General features: G+C 64.1%; 2 protein-coding genes. Both read right to left on the bottom strand.

The window, feature by feature from the left end:
* Window positions 1-43: 43 nt before the first annotated feature.
* Window positions 44-319, bottom strand: coding sequence for a hypothetical protein (locus ACZ4RZ_RS50265; protein WP_467754373.1), 276 nt, complete (start codon window positions 317-319; stop codon window positions 44-46).
* 80 nt (window positions 320-399) lie between these two features.
* Complete coding sequence (locus tag ACZ4RZ_RS50260; RefSeq protein WP_467754372.1) at window positions 400-1590, bottom strand: IS110 family RNA-guided transposase; 1191 nt, start codon at window positions 1588-1590, stop codon at window positions 400-402.
* Window positions 1591-1818 lie beyond the last annotated feature (228 nt).

Below are 1818 nucleotides of genomic sequence, written 5' to 3'. Positions count from 1 at the left end.
ACCGATTCCCAATCGGGCTTGTCAACCCGAAGTTCCCGTGACGTCAGGTGGTGTCTTCGACAAGTCCGAAGCCCTCCGGGAAGCCTTCCAGGAATTCCCGTCGGGCTGGATCCCTCTCGGCAGCAGCCATCGTCCTGAGCAGTTCAAGTAGCTCACTCCGTTGGCTGCTCGGCAGCTGGTTCACCCAGTGGGCGACGCCTTCGAGGACCTTGACGGCGTCGTCCGGGTCCATCTGCTCGTCCTCACAGCCCTCGATGAACCAGAGGACATCGACCAAAGCCTCGGCCAGCGCACGGGTGAGGGAGGGGTACGTGGGCATCAAGGTGGTCTCCGGGCACGTGGAGCGATTTGAGGTTCGGCCATCCCACCACATGCCTCTGACATCACCGTCAGTGCCATTCAGGCAGTTCTAGGGAGGGGCGGGTGGTTGGTGTAGCACCGTTCGTCGCGCAGGAGAGCCCACAAAACGTTGACGCGTCGGCGAGCGAGCGCGAGTACCGCTTGGATGTGCCGCTTACCCTCAGATCGCTTCCGGTCGTAGAAGGCGCGGGATTCGGGACATGTCTGGATGCTGACGTTAGCGGACATGTAGAACACCCGTTGGAGACCTCGGTGATAGCGCCGTGGCCGATGCAGGTTGCCGCTGACCCGTCCGGAGTCGCGAGGCGCTGGAGCAAGGCCGGCGAAGCCCGCCAGGCGATCCGGGGTGCCGAAGTAGTCCATGTCCCCGCCGGTCGCGGCCAGGAACTCGGCGCCCAGCACAGGGCCGATGCCAGGCATGCTGAGGATCACCTTGGCGTGCCGGTGCTGTTGAAAGCGCGATTCGATGAGCTTGTCGACCTCGGCGATCTGTGAGTGCAGCGATAACACTTGCTGAGCCAGAGTGCGGACCAACTGCCCAGCGAGGTTCTCAGCAGGAAGCGTGATGTGCTGCCTTTCGGCAGCCGCGGCTGCTGCTGCCGCGAGTCGTGCGGCGTTTCGCACCTTCCGGTTGCGTAGCCACGTCTCCAATCGACCATGCCCAAGCTGGCGCAGAGCGGCCGCGGTCTGATAGCCGGTCAGCAGGGTCAGCGGCCCCGTGAGGGTGAGATCAAGAGCCCGCTCCAAGGCCGGGAAGATGCCGGTGAGCTGGGCCCTCAGACGATTGATGGTGCGAGTGCGGTCGCAAGTCAGGTCGGTGCGACGTGCGGTGAGGATCTTGAGTTCCGTGACGATGGCGTCCCCGGGACGCAACAGGTGCAGGTCACGCCGCATCCGGGCCTGGTCGGCGATGATGGCCGCGTCACGAGCATCAGTCTTGCCCTCGCCCCGGTAGCTGCCAGCGGCTCGGTTCACAGCGCGACCTGGGATATAGAGCAGTTCTTGGTCATGGCCCAGCAGGAGCGCGATGATCAGCGCGGCGCCGCCATCAGCGAGGTCGACTGCCCAGGTGACGTGGTCGCTGATCTTCAGCACGTCGGCGACGAGTTCGAGCAGTTCTGGCTCGTCGTTGACGACTCGGCGGGAGAGTAGCTTGGTGCCGTCGGTGTTGATAACCACGCAGTGGTGATGAGTCTTGCCGGCGTCCACACCGGCCCAGATCTGGCTCACCGTGCCTCCGGAGATCGTCGTGTTTTTGGTTGCCCACGGACGACTTCGCCGACGCGTCCCTACACAGCGATCCTGCTCGCACATCCCAATTGGCGGCCGAGTCGTCGTGGGGCGTCGGGCGGCCAATCGGTTGGAGCCACTGATGGCAGACGAAATGAAGCCTCACCCGACACCCCTGGGGGTTGAACCATACGAAGGGCTCGACCACCCATGTGGAGGGTAGGGACG

The sequence above is a fragment of the Streptomyces sp. NPDC027189 genome (assembly GCF_055566975.1).
Note: the sequence above shows the minus strand (reverse complement) of the source record. Positions and strands in the feature narration are given on the sequence as shown.

Excerpts from the sequence above, each read along its gene's own strand:
- ACZ4RZ_RS50265 (WP_467754373.1), bottom strand. The coding sequence starts at position 319 with ATGCCCACGTACCCCTCCCTCACCCGTGCGCTGGCCGAGGCTTTGGTC.